Here is a 17952-nt window from a genome sequence, read left to right on the forward strand (position 1 = left end):
GCTACTCATAACGCTACGCTACCCGGCTCGATGCCGCTCATCTCACAGGCCAGCGCCCCCGCGCGCTTAAGCGCATAGGTGTAGCGTTCATCAAACGGGTAGCAGCACGATAGCCGAAGCGCATGTTTACAGCGACCGCTCAGCGTGTAAAGTTCGCCGGGCGTGACGCAAATCCGCTCTTGCAGCAGGCGATGGAATAACTCAACGCCATCCACACCGCCCGGTAATTCCAGCCAGAAGACAAAGCCGCCCTGCGGCTGCGTCGCGCGTGTTCCCTGCGGAAAATGTCGGGCAATCAGCCCACGCGCTTCATCCATCTGCGCGGCATAGCGGCGACGCAGCGTGCGCAGATGGTGGTCGTAACCGCCGGACTCCAGAAACTGCGCCAGCGTTTCCGATAGCAGCGCCGATTCCGCCATTGACGAGACCGCTTTCAGCCGCGCCACTTTGGCACGGAAACGGCCCGATGCCATCCAGCCGATACGAAAATCCGGTGCCAGCGTTTTCGTGAAGCTGGAGCAGTAAATCACCCATCCGTCGCGGTCGAAGGCTTTCACCGTCGGCGACAGCGGCCAGGTAAACTGAAGTTCACTGTATAGCCCATCCTCGATAAGCGGAATCTGATAGTCATTCACCAGCTTTGCCAGCCGCTTTTTATCGGCCAGCGTCATGCTGCATCCCAACGGATTCTGGGCGTTCGGCATAGCGATAATCGCCTGTAATCGCTGTTCTGACAGCAGCAGTTCCAGTGCATCCAGCGCAAGACCACGTTGCGGATCGGTGGGAATTTCCACCGTTTTCAATCCCAGACTGGCAAGCAGAGGAAAGAGATAAAAATAGGTTGGCGTTTCTAGCCCCACACAGTCGCCCGGCTGCGTGACCGTGCGTAGCGCCAGCTGTAGCGCTTCCATACAGCCGTGGGTGATCGTGATGTCCTCTCGGGTCAATGTCATACCCAAATCCATCGCCCGCCGCGCCACTTCGCGCCGCAGCCGTTCACTGCCCGGCGGCAGCGCATAGCGACCAATCAGGTCGGGCTGTCTTCGCAGCAAGGAAGCCGCAATACGGCTGATCTTTTCGGTCGGATAGAAATCGGCATGCTGCGGGCACGCCAGAGAAATGTTGATGTAATCCGGGTGCGTCTGAGCAGCAAAAACGGTATCAATCAGATCCAGTTGCTCGCTGCCCGGCACAATCACCTGTGCACGGTGGGGCTTGCTCTCCGTCAGCGACGGCAGACGTCCTCGCACAAAGTAGCCGGACTGCGGCCGTGCTTCGATCAACCCGCGATCTTCGAGAATGCGCCAGGCATTCAACACCGTGTTGACACTCACCTGATGCGAACCGGCAACGCGGCGAATAGAAGGCAGACGGCTTCCCGGCGCTAATGTCCCTTGATGAATCGCCGTGGCGAAGGTTTCCGCGAGCTGTTGATAGAGCGTACTTTCTTGTGAGTCGATAATGGACACAGTTCCCCCGCCAGCCGATGAGTACAGTTAATAGTTAATGCATTTTGTACCCATAACAATAATCATTTTGTGTATCTGTAACCATTTCTTTTTTCTGCCTACCATAGTGTTCTCCCCCATCATCAGGATAACACCATGCTCGACCCTTCTTTTTTCAGCTACGTCACCGTCATGTCCATCACGCCGGGGCCTAATAATCTGCTGCTGGCGACATCAGGCGTCAATTTTGGTCTGCGTCGTACGTTGCCGATGCTGATGGGTATTTTAATTGGCTGCGCGCTACAAACGGCGCTGATGGGGGTGGCATTGGAGCTTTTGCTGAACTGGCTGAGCGCGATCCGCCTCCCCCTTACCGTGCTGGGATGCGTCTATCTGCTGTGGCTATCGTGGAAAATCGTGCGCTCATCGGCACCAGAATTACAAGGGCGAGTACAGCCGATGACCGTACTGCAAGGGACGCTATTTCAGGCGGTGAACCCGAAAGCCTGGCTGATGTCCAGCAACATCGCGCTGCTGTATACCGCCAGCAACGGTATTTTCACCACGATGGTCGCCTTTATGGCGCTCAATCTACCCTGTATTTTAGTCTGGGCACTACTCGGCGATCGCATCGGTAAACATCTTCAGGAACCGTGGAAACTGAAAGCCTTCAACGGCATCATGGCGCTTTCTCTGGTGCTCACCACGTTCTGGATGCTGGTCGAAGCTATTAACGTTTCGGGCTAATCACACGGCATCGGCGGGCTTCCCTCCCCGCCGATGCCCGCATTATTTCACCTGTTTACGCAATAGATAAACAAAGTAAGGCGCACCGATAAACGTCGCGAGCAGCCCCGCCGGGATCTGCGCCGGAAAGAGGATCATCCGGCCAAACCAGTCTGCCATTACCATCAGCGCACCGCCAATCAATGCCGAACAGGCAATTTGCGGTAACACGCGGCTAAAACCCAGCATCCGTGCCATATGGGGTGCCATTAAACCCACAAAGCTCATCGGCCCGACCATCAGGGTTGCCATCGCGGTCAGTACCGATGCCAACAGCAAAACCAGCAGACGAACCGGCGTAACGGCCACGCCAAGCGCTCTGGCTGTGGTAGTGCCAAGCGGCAGAATACGCAGCCAGCGCTGACACAACGGGACGATCAACAGCAGCAGAACGGCAATCACCGCCGTGCGTATCGCGTCCGTCGGTTCAACCGCATAGGTTGAGCCCGACAGCCAGGTCAACACGGTTCCCATGCGCGGATCGCCACTGGCCAGCAGCAGCGCAATGACGGTGGTGAACGCCATGCTCAGTGCAATCCCCGCCAGCAGCATACGCTGCGTGGAGAAACCACCGCGTCCGGCGATCATCACCATGACCAACAGCGTCAGCGCCGCACCCGCACTACCGGCCGGAAGTAGCCACACGAACGCATTGCCGGGAATGAAGAACAGCAAAATAATGACGCCAAACGATGCGCCAGAGCTAATCCCCAGCACTTCCGGGCTCCCCATCGGGTTGCCCGTCAGCTTCTGTATTAGCGTTCCCGCCACCGCCAGCATCACTCCAGCGGTTAACGCCGCCAGCACCCGAGGCCAGCGCCATGAGAGCAACTGCGTTAACACATCACCGCCGCCCCACTGCCAGCCGTCGGCATCTTTCCCTAACATCAGCGCCGTAATCACCACCATTCCCAGCAGCATGACGCCAAGTACCAGCCACGTTCCCCACAGGCGACGTTCAGCCGTCGGTGTACTGCTGCTGTCGAGCATCGCAGGTTGACCGCTATTACGCAGGCGCGGCAAGAGCCACAGTAGCAGCGGCGCACCAATCAGCGCCGTCGCGGCACCCGTTGGAACGTCAAGCCACACGCGGCTCAGCCAGATAACGCCCTGATCGGTAACGCCAAGCAGCAGTGCCCCCAGCAGCGGCGCTAATAAGAGACGGTGAAGTAACCGCCGAGCCCCTAGCATTTTCGCCAGCAGCGGCGCAAACAGGCCGATAAAACCGATAATGCCTGCCGCATTCACTAATTGCGCACACAGGAAAATCCCCAGCCCAAGCGCGCTCAGACGTGCCAGCGACAGCCCAAGCCCCAAGTTACGCGCGACGCCGTCATCCAGTCCCAGCAGCGTTAGCGGACGAATCAGCAGCAGCGCCAGACAGAAACACACAAGAAGACGCGGGAGAACAAACTGCACATTGCTCCAGTCCTGCTGGTTCAGCACGCCGCTGCTCCACAGGAACAGGCCCTGAAGCTGCTCATGATGGAAGAGCACCAGCAGTTGATTGACCGCGCTACAGTAGAAACTCAGCACCAGCCCCGCCAGAATCAGCGTCACGGGCGATAAACGCTTGCCCCAAGCGACGCCAAAGACCAACGCACCAACCACCAGCGCCCCAGCCATGGCCGCGACCTGCTGGAGCCATGCGCCACCCGGCAGCGCCCACAGTGTGACCACTGTGATCCCGAGCTGTGCGCCCGTGGCGATCCCCAGCGTTGATGGCTCAGCCAGCGGATTACGCAAGACTTGCTGGAACAGCACGCCGCACAGCCCCAGCCCCGCGCCAATCAGCAGCGCCAGCACCATGCGCGGCAATAGGCTGTAGTGAAATAGCAACTGCGGCATATTATTCAAGGCAGGCTGAGTCAGCCCCTCAAGCCACTGTGACACCGGTAATTGCTGCTGCAAATTGTAGCTGCCCATCCCTAGAATCACGATCAGCAGAAAACCAATCAGTACCACTGGCAGCACCAGCGGATGAGCAACGTGCTTGTGCGCGTGCGAGGCACCGACAGACAGAGGATTAGGCATGATTTCTCGCCTCCAGCGCCTGATTCAATACGCGGCAGAAGCGCATCGCCGAGAGCGTTCCACCATACAGCCAGACGGCAGGCACGCGCTGCAAACGCTGATTACGCACAAACGGCATGGCCTGCCAGAGCGGGTTCTTATCAAGCTGCGCGCTGATGGCACTATCGCCATGCTCGAAGCAGAGCACGTTGGCATCGCCGACGTCTGCCAGACTCTCAATACCCACAATCGTACTGCCCCAGAAGCTGGTTTCACCACGCCAGGCATTTTCTATCCCGACATGATCCATCACCTCCTGAAAAAGGCTGTTCTTGCCAATCACCAGCACATGGCGGCTGTCGACCAGCGTAATGAGCAACAGCGGCCGCTGGGTGTAAGGCTGGAGTGTGATTTTTTCCTGCTGGAGAAACTGCGCAAGCTCTGTCAGATGCTGCTCGCCAGCCGCTTTCATATTGAGCGCATCGGCCAGTTTCATGACAGAGGCCTGTGCCGACGTCAGCGGTTTTCCCTGTTCGTTGCTGAAGCCAAAGCCCAGCAGCGGAGAAATACGAGACATTTTTGCGACTGAAGGGCCGTAACCTTCAGAGTAAAGAATCAGCGATGGGCGAATCTGCGTCAGCAATTCCAGATTAGGCTCGGTACGCAGCCCCACATCAATTACCGATTCAGGCAGCGCGGGCTCTTTCACCCACAGGTTGTAGTTATGCTTATCTGCAATTGCGAAGGGCGTGATGCCCAACGCCAGAAGCAGTTCAACAGGCAACCACTCCAGCGCCACAATGCGGTTTACATCGGGGAATGTGGCAGTCGCTCCCCTGCTCGCCGCCGAATAAACCAGCGGTGACAGCAGCAGCGCCGTCAGCAAACGACGGCGTAGCGGATCGGGAGAGGATGGAGAAGAAAAAAATTCAGGCATCATGAGCAGAAAAACCGAGTTAACAAACGAAGCTGACCGGCGCGCCACCCGCCGGATGAGGCAAAGTGCCCATGGGAATGCCGTAGATATTTTCCAGCACGTCCCCTTGCATCAGCGCGACAGGCTCACCCTGCGCAATCATTTTACCGCCGCGCAACGCCACCAGATGATCGCAGTAGCGTGCAGCCATATTGATATCATGCAATACCGCAATGACGGTGATGCCACGCTCGCGGCTCATGCGCTGAATCAGCGCCAGAACCTCAACCTGATGCGCAATGTCCAGCGCGGAGGTCGGTTCATCCAACAGCAGGCAGCGGCTATCCTGCGCCACCGTCATCGCCAGCCAGGCTCGCTGCCGTTCACCGCCGGATAGGCTATCCACCAGACGGTTTGCGAACGGTTTCAACCCCACCAGCGTGATGGCTTCCTCGACCTTTTCCCGATCGGCGCTACCGAAGCGGCCTAATGCGCCGTGCCACGGGTAACGCCCTACGGCAACCAGCTCACGCACGGTCATCCCTTCGGCAGCGGGAAGCTGCTGTGGTAAATAAGCTACCTGACGAGCGAACAATTTGCTGTCCCAGCTTCCGATCGCCTGTTCGCCCAGCAGAGCAGTACCGCTGCTAGCGGGCTGATGGCGCCCCAGAATTTTCAGCAATGTCGATTTGCCTGAGCCATTGTGACCAATCAGACCACAGACTTTCCCGACGGGGAACGTGATAGAGAGCGGATGTAGCAGCGTGCGTCCGGCGACGGAAAAGCTGACGTCGTCCAGTCTGAAAGTGGTATCAGGCAGTACAGTTTGATTTTGCATAGCGCTTTTGGTTTGTCATGTCACCGAAGGAAAGGGGTGAGCAGAATTCACTATTCCCGTAATCGTCAGTCTAAAAGAGAACGATAATGATTACGATAAAGGCAGCATGATAGGCGCAACAGAATACCAATCGCAAGACTTTTACCGGGCAGCTCCAGAGTAGCGTGAACAGAAAAGCAGTGTCAGGCAGGGCATGACCCTTCTCGGAAAACGGTAGGCACAAAAAAATACCCCCAAATTAATCCTGTTCCTTATACACAAGTCTGGAAGTATCGCGGTTTTTGCCGTGGTCAGGCGTAAAAAATTATGCTGAGGCGGTAGCTGGATTCGGATGAGCCGCAGGACGCGGCGAAAGCTTGCGCCACGTCGGGAACGTGTCGCAAGCGGTCCGCTAAGCCAGATACCGACGAAGGTACCGCGTCAGCGGCATAATTTCCGCCGAAAGCCTGGGGTCACGGGGCGGCGGCGTTTGAGTCGCCTCGTGTCGGGCGCGTGCTACGAGGTAGCATGAAATAACCGTATTGTAAGCGCACGAAACCGTCTCTCAGGCTGCATAAAAATATGGCTAAGAGACGGCAACCAGTTGAAGCATCGATAGATTATTGACCAAACATTTGTTTGATCCAATCAGCGACACCTTCTCCGTTTTGCTGGTCCTGCTGCGCTGAAGGCTGTGGCTGGCTCGCCTGACACAGTGCCTGCGGATTATCCGTCCAGACCGGCAGTACGCGTCCGGCGCTGCTGCCGTTGCAGATAAAGTTACCGCTGGCATCCACCGTCATGGTCGTAATGCCTTCCGGCGGCGTCAGCATTAACGGCAGCGGCGTTTGGTTTTCCAGATAGCGACGATAAATCGTCAGCGCACCGTTCGCCCCAGTCAACTTGGCCGGACCGTTGTTATCGCGCCCTACCCAGCTAATCGCCACTTCTTTACCGTCGATCCCAGCAAACCAGCTGTCACGCAGGTCATTGGTGGTACCGGTTTTCGCCGCCAGATGATAATTCGGGAATTTCACCGCCAGCGAACGCGACGTACCACGTTCGACAACCTGTTGCATGCCATACAGCGTCAGATAAGCCGCCTGCGCCGGCACCGCGCGTTCCGCCTGCGGGAAGCTCTGGTACAACACCGTACCGTCTTCAGCAATCACCGAACGCAGCGAGGAAAGCGGTGCGCGGTTGCCGCCGCTGGCGATCGTCTGGTATTCCTGCGCCACTTCCATCGGTGTCAGGCTGATCGCACCCAGCAGCATCGCCGGTACAGGCTGAATCACGTTTTCCGGGATCCCTAAACGCTTCAACGTTTCCGTAATCTGATTCAGCCCCACGGCCATACCCAGATTGACAGTCGGGACGTTCAGCGAGTTCGCCAGCGCATCGACCAGCATGACGCGGCCACGGAACTCACGATCGTAGTTCTTCGGCTGCCACACCTGCCCGTTAGGCTGTTTGATCGACAGCGGTTCATCCGCCAGCCAGGTATTCAGACGATAGGTGTCCGGCTGGCTCAGCGCGGTCAGGTAGGTTGGCGGCTTCGCCAACGACCCGACGGGACGACGCGCCTGTAGCGCACGGTTAAACCCGGCGTACTGCGTTTGAGAACCGCCAACCATCGCGCGGACTTCGCCGCTGAAGCGATCGACAATCACCATCGCCGCTTCCAGATCGCTGACGTTACGCCCTGCACGCAGTGCCGGAACCCCAACTTCCACCGCTTTTTCCGCCGCATCCTGCGAGACAGGATCGAGCGTGGTAAAAATCTTCACGCCAGAGAGATCGTTAACCTTGTCGCCAAGCCGCTGTTGCAGTTCCTGACGCACCAGTTGCATAAACGCCGGCTGCGGGCTGATGACGCCACCTTTCGGCTGTACGCCCAGCGGACGCGCACTCAGCATGTTGTACAGATCGGCATCAATAACCTGCTGATTCTGCAACAGACGCAGCACCAGATTGCGTCGTTCCAACGTAATCTGCGGGTTACGCCACGGGTTATACAGCGATGCCCCTTTCACCATCCCCACCAGCAGCGCCTGCTGATCGAGGCTCAGTTCATTCACCGGACGGCCAAAGTAATACAGGCTGGCAAGCGGGAAGCCGCGGATCTGATCGTTACCGCTCTGACCGAGATACACTTCGTTCAGATACAGTTCAAGGATACGATCCTTGCTGTAGCGATAATCCATGATCAGCGCCATATAGGCTTCGTTAGCTTTACGCCACAGCGAACGCTCGTTAGTCAGGAACAGGTTCTTAACCAGCTGCTGCGTCAGCGTACTGCCGCCCTGAACCGCGCGCCCCGCCGTGATGTTCGCTAAGAACGCACGACCAATGGAGTACAGGCTAATACCATCATGTTCATAAAAGTGGCGATCTTCGGTCGCGACCAGCGTATCAACCAGCAGATCGGGGAAACCGGCACGCGGCACAAACAAACGCTGTTCGCCATTCGGCGATTGCATCATGGTGATCAGCTTCGGATCGAGGCGGAAAAAGCCGAAGTTACGCTGGTTGTCCAGATTCTGGATCTGCGACAGGCGATCGTTGGCAAACGTCAGACGTGCCTGAATCTGCCCTTCTTTCCCATCGGGGAAATCAAACGGACGACGCAGCATATCGATGCTGTTGCCACGCACGCTGAATTCACCCGGACGGGTAATGCGGCTCACCTGACGGTATTGCATGCCTTCCAGCAGGCTGATCATCTCTTTCTGGCTGTAGGCCATGCCCGGCTCAAGGTTGACCATGCGGCCATAGACGGCGGCCGGCAACTGCCAGACTTTGCCTTCAATACGGCTACGGATCTGGCTGTCGAGGTACACACCATAGATCGCCATCGCCACGGCAAAGATCAGGAACAGCTTAATCGCCAGCCCCAGCCAGCGCCGTCTTCTCTGCGGTTTACGCGTCATGGTGTCATCGCCGTCGTAATCATCATCGTCGTCATAGTCGTCCTGATAATCGTCATAATCTTCATCATCATAGTCGTCATCCCTGCGACGTCGTATGGCCTGCTTGCGTTCAGGCTTACGTTTTGGCGCTCTCCCTTTGCGTCCGATAGGTTCGCGGTCATCCCGAGACATTACAATCACTTCTCCGTCAGGTTGTTCACGGCTATCCGCTCTGCGCTCAAGCCGCCTACTCTGTTTCCAGCCCCTAGTTTGGGAAAGCGGAAACGTCTGAAATTAGTGGTTCTGATATTTCTTGGTACGTCTCGTCGGAGCCGTATTCGCCGGATCGTCCGGCCAGACATGCTTGGGGTAACGCCCCTTCATCTCTTTTTGCACCTCGCGGTACGTGCCTTGCCAGAATGCGGCTAAATCCCGCGTAATTTGTAGTGGTCGCTGTGCGGGTGATAAAAGTTCCAATACCAGCGCCACACGCCCTTCCGCCAGCAGCGGGCTCTGCTGCTCACCGAACATTTCCTGCATCCGCACCGACAGTACCGGAGGCTTATCGTCATAATAGGCGATAGGCAAGCGACTACCGCCGGGTGCCGTGTAGTGCGTGGGCAGCGCGCTATCCAGCCGCTGGCGCAGCGACCAGTCCAACAGCCGCAGTAGTGCATCGCTCAAATTGATCTGGTGCAACGCCCGTAAATCACGCACGCCGACAAGTGACGGCTGTAGCCAGATGTCCAGCGTCGCCAGCAGCGCGTCATCATCCACTCGCGGCCAGTCAAGCTCAGGCAACCACTGCTGAGCACACTGTAGCCGGGCACGTAACTGCAACGCCGTGGCGTCCCAGTTTAATGCATCAATCCCCTGCTCCCGAATCCAGGATAACAACGCCTGCTGCAAAGCTTCATCGGAAGGCTTGTTCAGCGGGCGTGTTCGCAGGGCCAGGCAGCCTATCTGGTCACGCTGGCTGGCGCGCAGAGTACCCTTTTCTTCGTCCCAGTGCACCACGTTATGTTCATTTATTAGTCCGGGTAGCCGCCGTTCCAGCCGCTCAATATCCAGCGGCAACGCCAGCAGGATCCGTGCCTCTGCGTTCTGATTGTTTTGTGCTGATCGACCATTTTGCAGCAGTGCTGGAGCCAGCAACCATTCGGTGCCTGATAACGCCTCATCAGCCGACATCATCGCGCCGCTGCCGTTAGCAAGCTGGTAGCGTCCATCCTGACTGCGCCGCCGGGCAATGCGGTCGGGAAAAGCCTGTGCCAGCAGCCAGTCGGCTTCCCCGCCGTCAATGCGCCCCGAAGCCGTCGATAAACGGCGCGTCAGCTGTTTTGCCCGCCGTAGCCAGTGCGGCAATGGACGATGCAGCCAGTCAGCCAGATTGATCGACCCGCTACGCGGCGGTTCTTCGAGGATGGCCGCCAGACATCCGGCAGTTGCCAATGCATCTGAACCTTGCTGTGACGCGGCATACAGCATCGTCGCCAGTCGGGCATCGCAGCCTAGCGCAGCGATCTTCCGCCCCTCGGCAGTCAGCCGATCTTGTTTATCGGTAATACCAAGCTGGCGCAGCAGTTGGCGTGCGGCATAAAGCGCAGGAGCGGGTGGCGTATCCAGCCAGGTTAACTGCGCCACATCGGTACAGCCCCACTGTAATAAATCCAGCCAGACGCTGCTTAAATCACTGTTCAGTATTTCGGCTTCGCTTTGCACCGCCGCGCGTTCTGCCTGTTCACGTGAGCACAGATGCCAGCAAATACCGGGACTTAAACGTCCGGCACGTCCGGCGCGCTGCACCATCGACGCCTGACTGATTCGCTGCGTCACCAGTCGCGTGACGCCGCTTTTCACATCAAAGCTAGCTACGCGCTCAAGGCCGCTATCCATCACCAGCCGGATCCCTTCAATCGTCAGGCTGGTTTCAGCAATATTGGTGGCTAACACCACCTTACGGCGACCCGGCTCCGCGGGCAGAATCGCCTTTTGCTGCTCCGCCAACGTCAACGCCCCATATAAAGGGCAGAGATCCGTCTCGCTCGATACGCTATTTTCCAGCAGCGCCTGCACGCGGCGAATCTCCGCGACACCGGGCAAAAACAGCAGCAGCGAGCCGTCTTCTTCACTGAGCAAACGCCGCACCTGCCGCGCAACGCCCTCTTCCAAACGCTCCTGATTATTCAGCGGCGCATAACACCGTTCAACCGGATAGCTGCGACCTTCAGAAACCACGCAGACGGCTTCCGGCAGCAGCGCCGCCAGCCGCGCATTGTCGAGCGTCGCGGACATAATCAGCAGTTTTAAGTCTTCACGCAGCCCTTGCTGCACATCAAGCAGCAGTGCCAATGCCAAATCAGCCTGCACGCTGCGCTCGTGAAATTCATCAAGGATGATTAGCGCCACACCTTGCAGTTCCGCATCCTGTTGCAGCAAACGGGTTAACATCCCTTCGGTGACGACTTCCAGCTTCGTTGCGTCACTCACGCGGCTTTCCGACCGCATGCGATAACCTATCGTCTGCCCCGGTTCTTCACCGAGCTGCTGCGCCAGCCGCCAGGCCACGCTCTTCGCCGCCAGACGGCGCGGTTCCAGCATGATGATTCGCCCGTTCACATTGCCCTGTTGCAGCAATTGCAACGGCAGCCAGGTCGATTTCCCCGCCCCTGTTGGCGCATTAAGCAGCACCTGAGGCGCGGTATGTAGCGCCGTTATGACATCATCCAGCACGGCGCTGACGGGCGGTAAAATCACAGACATCTCCGTATAAAGTTAACTTTCAGCGGCGAGCATTGTAGCATCTGGATGAATGTAGCATCTGATGGAATCAGAACAGAGAGATCGCCATGTCAGCCACACGCCGCCTGTTTTTTGCCTTATCACTGCCGGAAACCACACAGCAAGAGATTCTCCGCTGGCGTGCCGAGCACTTCCCTCTGGAAGCCGGTCGTCCGGTCGCGGCGGCCAATCTTCATCTGACGCTGGCGTTTTTAGGCGATGTCAGCGAGCAAAAAGCGCAGGTTTTGCAAACGCTGGCGAGCCGCATCCGTCAGCCCGCCTTTTCCCTTACGCTGAATGACGCCGGACACTGGCCGCGCCCTGGCGTGGTCTGGCTGGGTTGCCGCCGTGCACCGCGCGGGCTGTTACAGTTGGCGGAACTGCTGCGTTCTCAGGCGGCACGCAGCGGCTGCTATCAAACGGCATTACCGTTTCACCCGCACATTACACTATTGCGCGGCGCGACTCGCCCCGTTGCGATTCCCCCCGCCACCTTTAGCTGGCAGGTCGACATGACGCACTTTTCGCTTTACGAGTCACTTTTCGACAATGGCAAAACCCGCTATCAACAGTTGGAAAGCTGGCCATTTATTAAATAAGAGAATAGTTAGATATACCCTAAATAATTCGAGTTGCATGAAGGCGGCAACCGAGCGAATCCCCAGGAGCTTACACAGGTAAGTGACTGGGGTAAGTAAGGGCAGCCAACGAACAAGCAGCTTGAAGTATGACGGGTATAAACGAACAAAACAGGATACGCATGAACTATACCCCACGTTTACAACCTGCCCGGTTGATTAAACGTTACAAACGCTTTTTGGCCGATGTCGTGACCCCGGAAGGCGAGACGCTTACGCTGCACTGTGCGAATACCGGTGCGATGACGGGCTGTGCAACGCCGGGCGATACTGTCTGGTACTCCACATCGGATAACCCTAAGCGTAAGTATGCCCAGAGTTGGGAACTGACTGAAACGCAACAAAATCACTGGATTTGTGTCAATACTCTGCGTGCCAACACATTATTGTACGAAGCCTTATTGGAGAATCGCATAGAAGAGCTGGCAGGCTACCCGGACGTAAAAACGGAAGTAAAATACGGTACGGAAAATAGCCGAGTCGACCTGCTTTTACAGGCGCCGGACAGGATTGACTGCTATATTGAGGTGAAATCTGTCACATTATTGCAACATGAATGTGGTTACTTTCCCGATGCGGTGACACTCAGAGGGCAAAAGCATCTGCGTGAACTGCAACAAATGGTTGCCAATGGAAAACGCGCAGTCCTTTTTTTCGCCGTGCTCCATTCAGGCATTCAGCAGGTTTCTCCCGCCCGGCATATCGATCCACGCTATGCGGAATTATTTACAGAAGCACAACGGGCAGGGGTTGAAATTTTATGTTACGGCTCCACATTATGCCCTGACGGTATTACATTGACGCATAAGCTACCGTTGTTGGGATGACGTACAAGCATTGCATAACACGCCGAACGTACCACTAAAGGCGTAACACATTGTTTATTATTTAATGTAAGCAGGTTGTTCCTCACACTTTATCAGGCCGGTGTCAGGAAGCATTGCCAACCCCATCTTCATCTGCTATTTATAGCGGCCTGTTTTTTCCCCCTTTGGGGGCCGATATACCCAGATAGCTGAAGTTATGGCCAACAACGCCGCAATTTCACTGCATAAAAGGGTATTATGCGTGTCGTGTTATGTAGGAGAAGCAACATGCAAGAAGGGCAAAACCGTAAGACATCTTCTCTGAGCATTCTCGCAATTGCCGGAGTAGAGCCGTACCAGGAGAAGCCGGGCGAAGAGTATATGAACGACGCTCAGCTGGCTCATTTCAAGCGTATTCTTGAAGCATGGCGCAACCAACTCATGGATGAAGTGGATCGTACGGTATCGCACATGCGCGATGAAGCCGCTAATTTCCCGGATCCCGTGGATCGCGCAGCGCAGGAAGAAGAGTTCAGTCTCGAACTGCGTAACCGTGACCGTGAGCGCAAGCTGATCAAGAAAATCGCCAAAACGCTGGTGAAAATCGAAGATGAGGATTTCGGATTCTGTGAATCCTGTGGCGTCGAGATTGGCATCCGCCGTCTGGAAGCACGTCCGACCGCCGATCTGTGTATCGACTGCAAAACGCTGGCAGAGATACGCGAAAAGCAAATGGCAGGCTAATTTTCCTGTCCAGAATCGGCTCCTGCCCGTCGCGGGGGCCGACTCCAGGAACGCTACCGCTGATGAATGATGTTCATCACTCTATCTTCTGTCTGGATAAAACGCTGACGAGATAGCATCAACCTCTTATGTCTGGAACAATTGGCTTCACCGAAACGCATCGTTACGTCGGGCGTTTTGCTCCCTCTCCTTCTGGTGACCTGCATTTTGGCTCACTGATCGCCGCACTAGGTAGTTATCTGCAAGCGCGTTCCCAACAAGGGCGCTGGCTGGTACGCATTGAAGACATCGACCCGCCACGGGAAATTCCCGGCGCAGCCTCCCGTATCCTTGCACAATTAGAACATTACGGCCTGTATTGGGACGGCGAGGTGATGTACCAGTCACAGCGGCATGCGCGTTACCGAGAGATCCTTCAGCAGCTTCGACAGCAGGGAGTGAGCTACTACTGCACCTGTACGCGTAGCCGTATTCAGCAGCTAGGTGGACACTATGACGGTTATTGCCGGACGCGTAACCTGCCCTCCGATAACGCCGCGCTACGCCTGCGCCAGACAATGCCAGTATTTCACTTTCACGATAAATTGCGTGGCGAGCTGTATGCCGACACGGCACTCGCGCAGGAAGATTTTATTATCCACCGCCGCGATGGGCTGTTTGCCTATAATCTGGCCGTCGTGGTCGACGATAACGATCAGGGGATTACGGAGATCGTGCGCGGTGCCGATCTGATCGAGCCGACAGTGCGACAAATTTCGCTCTATCAGCAGTTGGGCTACGCGATCCCTACCTATGTTCATCTGCCGCTGGTGCTGAATACCGAGGGCAATAAACTTTCCAAGCAGAATCATGCACCAGCACTGCCGAATAGCGATCCGCGTCCCGTGCTGCTGGCCGCACTGCAGTTCTTGAACCAACCGCTGCCGGAGAACGGTCAGGAGATGACGCTTTCTGCACTTCTGGCCTGGTCTGTCGCGCACTGGTCCCTTGATGTTGTTCCGTTACAGGCGGCAATAAACCCGTCCGCGATCACATCGGCATTCTCAAAGGGGCATTGGTGAGCTATGATTAGCCGCTATTTTTAGTGACGCACTCTCTTTGGCCGTCACATTTGCAGGCCGTCGCTGGGTCGACGTCAAAAACGTTTCCCAGACATTTTTTGCTGTGCCGTTGATTTATCCATCACTATCGAGGTGTATTATCTTTTCCCGAGTTGCTAATTTTTGTCGTAAGGTACTGAATCGTGAGAACGAAATGGTCGAATCAGAGGAACCGCGCCAGCATCTGACGGTGATTCCGCGTGACCAACATACTATTTCACGCAGCGATATCAGCGATAACGCGCTGAAAGTACTTTATCGCCTGAACAAAGCGGGCTACGAGGCTTATCTGGTTGGCGGCGGCGTACGCGATCTGCTGCTGGGCAAAAAGCCGAAAGATTTTGATATCACCACTAACGCCACACCCGATCAGGTGCGCAAATTATTCCGCAACTGTCGTTTGGTCGGGCGCCGTTTCCGTCTCGCCCACATCATGTTCGGGCCAGAGGTGATTGAAGTTGCCACGTTCCGTGGTCACCACGAACAGCATCAGGAACAGCAAGAAATCAAAAACTCCTCTCAGCAGGCCCAAAGCGGCATGCTGTTACGCGATAATATTTTTGGTTCCGTTGAAGAAGACGCCCAGCGCCGCGATTTCTCGATCAACAGCCTCTACTACAGCATTTCTGATTTCAGCGTACGTGACTATACCGATGGCCTGAACGATCTGCGTCAGGGCGTCATCCGTATGATTGGCGATCCCGAAACACGCTACCGTGAAGACCCGGTGCGTATGCTGCGCGCCGTCCGTTTCGCCGCCAAGCTGAACATGACGGTCAGCCCGGAAACCGCTGAGCCGATTCCTCGTCTGGCCTCATTGCTGCACGATATTCCTGCGGCGCGCATGTTTGAAGAGTCGCTGAAGCTGCTTCAATCAGGCTATGGCTATCCAACCTATAAAATGCTGTGTGAATACCAGCTGTTCCAGCCGCTTTTCCCGCTGCTGAGTCGCTACTTCACACCAAACGGCGATTCCACATTGGAGCGCATGGTTGCACAGGTGCTGAAAAATACCGATCAGCGCCTGCAAAATGACATGCGAGTCAATCCGGCGTTTTTGTTTTCCGCCATGCTGTGGTATCCGCTGGTTGAACATGCACAAAAACTGACTCAGGAAAGCGGTCTGGCTTACTTCGATGCCTTCTCGTTGGCGATGAACGATATACTGGATGAACAGTGCCGTTCTCTGGCCATTCCTAAGCGTATTACGTCTTTAGTTCGTGATATTTGGCAGTTGCAAACGCGTCTGTCTCGTCGTCAGGGTAAACGCGCTTATAAGCTGATGGAACACCCTAAATTCCGCGCCGCGTATGACCTGCTTTGCCTGCGTGCCGAAATCGAAAACCATCAGGAGCTGCTGCGTCTGGCTCAGTGGTGGGGAGAGTTCCAGGTTGCCGCACCACCGCGTCAGCAAAACATGCTGAAATCGCTGGATGACGGCCCGACACCACACCGTCGTTCCCGCCCTCGTCGACCGCGTAAACCGACAGCGGCACGCAGAGATCAAGCATGACGATCCGTGTGTATCTGGCGCTGGGCAGCAATCTTGCCCAGCCTTTGCAACAGGTGCGCGCAGCATTGTCTGCGCTGGACGCGATTCCACACACTCGCGTCGTTTGCTGCTCCTCATTTTATCGTAGCCGTCCGCTCGGCCCGCAGGATCAACCAGACTACCTCAACGCCGTCGTTGAACTGGAAACCGCATTGGCGGCCGAATCACTGCTGGATCACACACAGGCTATCGAGCTGGAACAAGGTCGCGAACGCAAGGAACATCGCTGGGGTCCGCGCACGTTGGATCTGGACATTCTGCTGTTTGGCGATGCCATCATCCAGACTGAACGTCTGACCGTGCCGCATTACGACATGAAGAATCGTGAATTCATGCTCTACCCGCTCGCAGAAATCGCCCCTGAACTGACGTTCCCCGATGGTGAAACCCTCGCCCAGCGGTTAACCCATGTCGACCGCAACGGTTTGACCTTATGGGATAATAAAAAACGGGATAATAAAGAGTGGGATAATACACAACGGGATACTAAACCGTATGATGACGAGAAGCTGACCGGAACATTCGGCCACTAATCATCCCCCCCATCTGTAACTTGAAGCGCGACGGGTATATCGCTACACGTCGGCTTACATTAGAATGTCCCCCTCAATTCTTCGCCCTATTGACATAGGAAGACCGTCATGAAACCGACGACTATCTCCCACTTGCGCCAATGGAAACAAGATCAGCGAAAATTCGCTACGATTACCGCTTACGACGCCAGTTTCTCTCGCTTGTTTTTCGAGCAAGGCATCCGCGTGATGCTGGTGGGTGACTCACTGGGAATGACCGTGCAGGGTCACGATTCCACATTGCCCGTGACCACACACGATATCGTTTACCACACGCAGTGTGTCCGCCGTGGCGCACCGCTGGCGCTGGTTCTCTCCGATATGCCTTTTATGACCTATGCCACGCCAGAACAAACGTTCAGCCAGGCCGCCGAGCTGATGCGCGCAGGTGCAAATATGGTGAAGCTGGAAGGCGGAAGCTGGCTTGCCCCGACGGTAAAAATGCTGACCGAACGCGCCGTGCCAGTTTGCGGTCATCTGGGTCTGACGCCGCAGTCCGTTAATATCTTCGGCGGCTATAAAATTCAGGGCCGTAGCGAAAGCGATGCCAATCAGCTACTGGCCGATGCGCTTGCGCTTGAAGAAGCGGGCGCACAGCTGCTCGTGCTGGAATGCGTGCCTGTCGCGTTGGCCAAGCGCGTAACAGACGCCCTGTCGATTCCAGTGATCGGTATTGGCGCTGGCAGCGTGACAGACGGGCAGATTCTGGTCATGCATGATGCTTTCGGCATTACCGGCGACAACACACCTAAATTTGCCAAGAATTTTCTGGCGCAAAGCGGTGGTGATATCCGCGCGGCAGTGCGTTTGTATGCACAAGAAGTCGAACAGGGTCTCTACCCAGCCGAAGAACATTCATTTCATTGAGAC

At 56.1% G+C, this 17952-nt stretch carries 14 protein-coding genes; 8 read left to right on the plus strand and 6 right to left on the minus strand.

Translation table 11 applies throughout. The features are described from left to right. Positions 1 to 5 precede the first annotated feature (5 nt). Positions 6 to 1469 carry a PLP-dependent aminotransferase family protein gene (locus ACIPUG_RS19525; RefSeq protein ID WP_400339846.1) on the minus strand — a complete coding sequence of 488 codons (1464 nt, stop codon included), beginning with the start codon at positions 1467 to 1469 and terminating at the stop codon, positions 6 to 8. Positions 1470 to 1604: 135 nt separating this feature from the next. Between ACIPUG_RS19525 and ACIPUG_RS19530 the strand changes: the two genes are divergently transcribed. Further along, positions 1605 to 2195 carry a LysE family translocator gene (locus tag ACIPUG_RS19530; protein WP_039317790.1) on the plus strand — a complete coding sequence of 197 codons (591 nt, stop codon included), beginning with the start codon at positions 1605 to 1607 and terminating at the stop codon, positions 2193 to 2195. A gap of 42 nt (positions 2196 to 2237) precedes the next feature. Here the strand turns inward: ACIPUG_RS19530 and fhuB are convergent, their stop codons facing one another. The 5 genes from fhuB to hrpB form a co-directional block, all read right to left on the minus strand. Continuing rightward, the gene (gene fhuB, locus ACIPUG_RS19535) at positions 2238 to 4268 is read right to left on the minus strand and encodes a Fe(3+)-hydroxamate ABC transporter permease FhuB (protein ID WP_400339849.1); all 2031 of its coding nucleotides are present in this window, start codon (positions 4266 to 4268) and stop codon (positions 2238 to 2240) included. Next, a complete protein-coding gene (fhuD, locus tag ACIPUG_RS19540) occupies positions 4261 to 5187 on the minus strand; it encodes a Fe(3+)-hydroxamate ABC transporter substrate-binding protein FhuD (protein WP_400339852.1) in 927 nt (308 codons plus the stop codon). The genes fhuB and fhuD overlap by 8 nt, the downstream gene beginning before the upstream one ends. A 16-nt stretch (positions 5188 to 5203) precedes the next feature. Continuing rightward, complete coding sequence (gene fhuC / locus ACIPUG_RS19545) at positions 5204 to 6001, minus strand: Fe3+-hydroxamate ABC transporter ATP-binding protein FhuC (RefSeq protein ID WP_277456352.1); 798 nt, start codon at positions 5999 to 6001, stop codon at positions 5204 to 5206. Between the two features lie 599 nt (positions 6002 to 6600). Next, positions 6601 to 9081 (minus strand): bifunctional glycosyl transferase/transpeptidase, encoded by a 2481-nt coding sequence (gene mrcB, locus ACIPUG_RS19550; protein ID WP_039504096.1) that lies wholly within the window; start codon positions 9079 to 9081, stop codon positions 6601 to 6603. Positions 9082 to 9183: 102 nt separating this feature from the next. Beyond that, a complete protein-coding gene (gene hrpB / locus ACIPUG_RS19555; RefSeq protein ID WP_400339855.1) occupies positions 9184 to 11646 on the minus strand; it encodes an ATP-dependent helicase HrpB in 2463 nt (820 codons plus the stop codon). Positions 11647 to 11738: 92 nt separating this feature from the next. Between hrpB and thpR the strand changes: the two genes are divergently transcribed. The 7 genes from thpR (at position 11739) to panB (ending at position 17949) form a co-directional block, all read left to right on the plus strand. After that, positions 11739 to 12269 carry an RNA 2',3'-cyclic phosphodiesterase gene (gene thpR, locus ACIPUG_RS19560; RefSeq protein WP_400339858.1) on the plus strand — a complete coding sequence of 177 codons (531 nt, stop codon included), beginning with the start codon at positions 11739 to 11741 and terminating at the stop codon, positions 12267 to 12269. 161 nt (positions 12270 to 12430) lie between these two features. After that, the gene (gene sfsA / locus ACIPUG_RS19565) at positions 12431 to 13135 is read left to right on the plus strand and encodes a DNA/RNA nuclease SfsA (RefSeq protein ID WP_014916279.1); all 705 of its coding nucleotides are present in this window, start codon (positions 12431 to 12433) and stop codon (positions 13133 to 13135) included. A gap of 267 nt (positions 13136 to 13402) precedes the next feature. Further along, the gene (gene dksA, locus ACIPUG_RS19570; RefSeq protein ID WP_005969032.1) at positions 13403 to 13858 is read left to right on the plus strand and encodes an RNA polymerase-binding protein DksA; all 456 of its coding nucleotides are present in this window, start codon (positions 13403 to 13405) and stop codon (positions 13856 to 13858) included. Positions 13859 to 13986: 128 nt separating this feature from the next. Next, complete coding sequence (gene gluQRS / locus ACIPUG_RS19575; RefSeq protein ID WP_104209501.1) at positions 13987 to 14919, plus strand: tRNA glutamyl-Q(34) synthetase GluQRS; 933 nt, start codon at positions 13987 to 13989, stop codon at positions 14917 to 14919. Positions 14920 to 15058: 139 nt separating this feature from the next. Further along, positions 15059 to 16471 (plus strand): polynucleotide adenylyltransferase PcnB, encoded by a 1413-nt coding sequence (pcnB, locus tag ACIPUG_RS19580; RefSeq protein ID WP_400339870.1) that lies wholly within the window; start codon positions 15059 to 15061, stop codon positions 16469 to 16471. Beyond that, complete coding sequence (gene folK / locus ACIPUG_RS19585) at positions 16468 to 17043, plus strand: 2-amino-4-hydroxy-6-hydroxymethyldihydropteridine diphosphokinase (RefSeq protein WP_400339859.1); 576 nt, start codon at positions 16468 to 16470, stop codon at positions 17041 to 17043. The genes pcnB and folK overlap by 4 nt, the downstream gene beginning before the upstream one ends. Before the next feature lie 108 nt (positions 17044 to 17151). Beyond that, positions 17152 to 17949 (plus strand): 3-methyl-2-oxobutanoate hydroxymethyltransferase, encoded by a 798-nt coding sequence (gene panB, locus ACIPUG_RS19590; RefSeq protein WP_400339861.1) that lies wholly within the window; start codon positions 17152 to 17154, stop codon positions 17947 to 17949. Positions 17950 to 17952 lie beyond the last annotated feature (3 nt).

This window comes from Pectobacterium sp. CHL-2024, assembly GCF_044751765.1.
Taxonomy (GTDB): Bacteria; Pseudomonadota; Gammaproteobacteria; order Enterobacterales; family Enterobacteriaceae; genus Pectobacterium; species Pectobacterium brasiliense.